This is a genomic window from uncultured Algibacter sp. (assembly GCF_963976535.1).
Lineage (GTDB): Bacteria > Bacteroidota > Bacteroidia > Flavobacteriales > Flavobacteriaceae > Algibacter_B.
Genome location: NZ_CAXBLF010000110.1, coordinates 1 through 4,035 on the forward strand (window position 1 = coordinate 1; position 4,035 = coordinate 4,035).

The 4,035-nt window shown below is 35.6% G+C and carries 5 protein-coding genes; all 5 read left to right on the forward strand.

The window, feature by feature from the left end:
- Positions 1–195: hypothetical protein (locus AAC024_RS15730; protein WP_339896441.1), on the forward strand; the 195-nt coding region annotated here is incomplete at its 5' end.
- A 366-nt stretch (positions 196–561) separates the two neighbouring features.
- Complete coding sequence (locus AAC024_RS15735) at positions 562–1,257, forward strand: hypothetical protein (protein ID WP_339896442.1); 696 nt, start codon at positions 562–564, stop codon at positions 1,255–1,257.
- A complete protein-coding gene (locus AAC024_RS15740; RefSeq protein WP_339757477.1) occupies positions 1,250–1,543 on the forward strand; it encodes a phosphoribosylpyrophosphate synthetase in 294 nt (97 codons plus the stop codon). Before AAC024_RS15735 ends, AAC024_RS15740 begins: the two co-directional genes overlap by 8 nt.
- Positions 1,544–1,562: 19 nt before the next feature.
- On the forward strand, positions 1,563–3,674 hold the full coding sequence (locus AAC024_RS15745) for a copper-translocating P-type ATPase (protein ID WP_339757474.1): 2,112 nt from the start codon (positions 1,563–1,565) through the stop codon (positions 3,672–3,674).
- A partial coding sequence (locus AAC024_RS15750) for an MFS transporter (RefSeq protein WP_339896443.1) occupies positions 3,674–4,035 on the forward strand: 362 nt, incomplete at its 3' end. The genes AAC024_RS15745 and AAC024_RS15750, both read left to right, overlap by 1 nt.

Consider the following 4,035-nt stretch of genomic DNA (forward strand, 5'->3'; position numbering starts at 1 on the left):
CTTGATTCGCCCAGACCTACTATAAAATTTGAGGACTATGCGTATAACGAACTGAGGTACACCATTTTGAAAAAAACCAACCCTGAAGAAGCAGAAAAGTTACTTAAAGTAGCACAGGAGCTCATAAACTTACGGTGGAAAACCTATGAGGATATGTCGGGATGGGCAGCAAAAGAGTTTAGCCCAGTGATTTAATGAAAAATACTTTTTGTATAAAATATAATTCAAACGGTATTGGCAAACGGTAACTATTTGCATTGGCAAAACTCTGGTTTAGACCTAGTTTGAAAGATAATCAGTGCGTGCCTAAAAATGTTCATGTTTGTGGTGTAAACATGGTAAGCCCGAGTTTCAAGATGTTGGAACAAATTGTTGAAAAATATGGTAGGAATAAAATAGTGACGGTTCGAAAAATAAATGATATTTATATCATTTATTACTATCAAGAATAATACCTTTTGTAAATTAAGTTCGGTAAATTTGAATTAAAAATTATGACAAATAAAGTAACTAAAGAAATGTATTAGATATGAATTCATTATTATAATATAGTAACCAAATATGAATAGAATAGATTTCACAAAAATTAAACAGAGCTTTAAAGCTTTCAAGTATATATTATTATTTATTCCTACAATTTTAATATCTCAAAACGAAATGCTCATAAGGCAATTATCAGAAAGGCAAGTAACCAGAGAAAATTTTGATGAAAAAGGAAACTTGCTCAATACACAGACTTTTAAAATTGGGAAAGTAAAAATTTCTGAAAAATATTATGAAATTGAAGTTGAAACAGAATTGTTTGATGAAAGAGGCATATCTACCGATAAATACACAACCTCCTATCGTTGTAAGCCTGAAGAATCTAGCACTATTGTTATGGTATTTCCATTTTATAACCCAAAAAAAATGGCTACCGAAATAAGCACCACCTCAAGAAATTTTAAGGAGCTTTATGATTTAAATGCTCTTGTGGATTTAGAATTGGAAATAAATTTCGATTCAGGATTGTTGAATTTTTTTGGTTCCAAAAGCAAGATAAAAATTTATGAAAGGAATTTGGTAACTAACAATTCCACAAAAACCATTCGCTCCAAGCTTAACGCTAAAGCTTATGCGCTTGGTATAAGAATTAAAGAATTTGAATATGACGTAATCGAAACACTTAATGATAAAAATTTGCTGTCCTTTCAGAAATTCATCGAAGAAGACGGCAGTTATTTTACAATAACCTATAAACCAAAAGAAGATGAATAATTATGACACACTGTCTGAAGCAGTAAATGACCTTATTCGAAGAGGATATACTTATGATTTCAACTTAAAACCTGAATGTTTGGAATGTGCTTCGCTCAAAATAGAAATACATCCTGAAGATTTTGAAGTGGAAAAAACCTATCGCTTTGAAGGGATGAGCAGCACGGACGATAATAGTGTGCTTTATGCCATTTCATCAAAAAACGGGATTAAAGGACTTTTGGTAGATGCCTATGGCGTCTATGCCGAAAACATTTCGGAAACAATGAGAAAAAAATTACGATAAACACTTAAATAATTATATAATGGAAAACCACAAAGATCACAAAAACAAAAACATGGACCATTCCAAGATGGACCACTCGAAAATGGAAGACCCAAAATCGGACGATCACTCTAAAATGGATCACTCTAAAATGGATCATTCCGGTCATGACGGCAACGCACCAATGGGAATGGCAGGACACGACCACCATAAAATGATGGTCAAGGACTTTAGAAAACGGTTCTGGGTATCATTGATAATTACCATCCCAATTCTCTTCTTCTCACCAATGATACAGGACTTTTTTGGTTACGAATACTTACTGCCTGGGAATCCATATTATCTATTTGCCTTGTCATCCTTTGTGTATTTCTGGGGTGCATGGCCATTTTTAAAAGGGTTTTATGGTGAGATGAAAACCAAAGGTGCCGGAATGATGACCTTGATTTCAATGGCTATTAGTGTTGCTTATTTTTATAGCACTGCAACTGTTTTCGGACTCAAGGGTGAAGATTTCTTTTGGGAATTAAGTACCCTTATCGTTATTATGCTTTTGGGGCATTGGCTGGAAATGAAATCGGTTTTAGGGGCATCAAAAGCCTTACAATTATTGGTAAGCATGTTGCCTTCCGAGGCACATAAAGTCGTTGGAGACACCATTCAAGATGTGAAGTTGGACGATCTTATAAAAGATGATATCATCTTGATTAAACCAGGGGAAAAAGTACCTGCAGATGGTATTATTACCGAGGGCACCAGTTATCTTAACGAATCAATGCTGACGGGAGAATCAAAACCTGTAAAGAAAGAGCAAGACGATGCGGTTATTGGAGGTTCCATTAATGGCAACAGTACCTTAAAAGTTAAGGTTAAGCATACAGGTAAAGACAGCTATCTCAGCAAGGTCATTAAAATGGTTGATGAGGCACAACGCACCAAATCGAAAATGCAAAACCTTTCTGATAGAGCTGCAAAATGGCTGACCTATATTGCTTTAGCTATTGGATTTGGCACATTGGCAGTATGGCTTATTTTAGGGTTTCCATTTGTATATGCATTGGAAAGAATGGTTACGGTTATGGTCATTGCCTGTCCACACGCTTTAGGTCTAGCCATTCCATTGGTAGTTGCTATATCCACAGCAGTTTCAGCTCAAAATGGATTGCTCATTCGTAATCGGACTGCTTTTGAAGAATCCAGAAAAATATCAGCATTATTATTCGACAAGACTGGAACATTGACCAAAGGAGATTTTGGTGTTACCAGAATGAAATCTGTTACAGACACCTATTCCGAAGCGGAAATTCTTCGATTGTCAAGTGCTTTGGAGCAAAGCTCGGAACATCCTATTGCTGTTGGAATCATTAAAAAAGTGAAGGCAGATAATGTGGCCATTCCAAAACCTGAAAAATTCAATGCCATTACTGGTAAAGGCGTAGAAGCCGATGTTGAAGGCAAAAAAGTAAAAGTAGTTAGCCCAGGTTATTTACGCGATGAAAATATTGCCATTCCAGAAGATGCTTATAGTGATGCTGCCGAAACGGTTGTGTTCGTTTTAATTGACGGAAAATTGGCAGGATACATAGCGCTTTCAGATGAAATTAGACCAGAATCTGCCGATGCCATAAAAACCTTTAAAAAGAACAATATTAAAGTATATATGGCTACAGGCGATAATGAAAAAACCGCCAAAGCCGTCAGTGATAAACTTGGTTTAGATGGTTACTTTGCTGAAGTTCTACCACATCAAAAAGTGGAAATTGTAAAAGACTTACAAGATAAAGGAGAATTTGTAGCTATGACAGGTGATGGTGTAAACGATGCACCTGCATTAGCACAAGCAAATGTTGGAGTTGCAGTTGGTTCTGGTTCCGATATTGCTGCTGAAACAGCCGATATTATTTTGGTAAATAGCAATCCAAAAGATATTGCCAATTTAATTTTATTTGGCAAAGCAACTTATAGTAAGATGATACAGAATTTAATTTGGGCAACGGGCTATAACATTGTAGCTATTCCATTAGCAGCAGGAGTATTATACGCTTCAGGTTTTGTTTTAGGGCCAGCTGTAGCTGCTGTTTTTATGAGCTTAAGTACGATTATTGTGGCCATTAATGCGCAACTATTAAAGCGTAAAATTGGTAAAAAATAATGAATAAAAAAGAAAAACTCAACAAGATATTCTTAATCTTGTTGAGTTTATTTGTAGTCATGTTGGGCTATGGGATATTGCTTCCAGTCTTACCTTATTATACTGAAAGACTCGCCTTAAATGACAATCTGGATACGGATCTAATCAACTTCCATATCGGATTGCTTACCAGTATTTATCCTCTTTTTCAATTACTATTTGTAGTGGTTTGGGGAAAACTTTCAGACAAATACGGTCGTAAGCCCATTATTATTATCGGTCTTGTCGGGTTTGTAATAATGCAGTTGCTAACGGGATTTGCCACATCTTTGACAATGCTTTATGCAGCTCGAATTTTTGGAGGTATTTTTACATCGTCAGT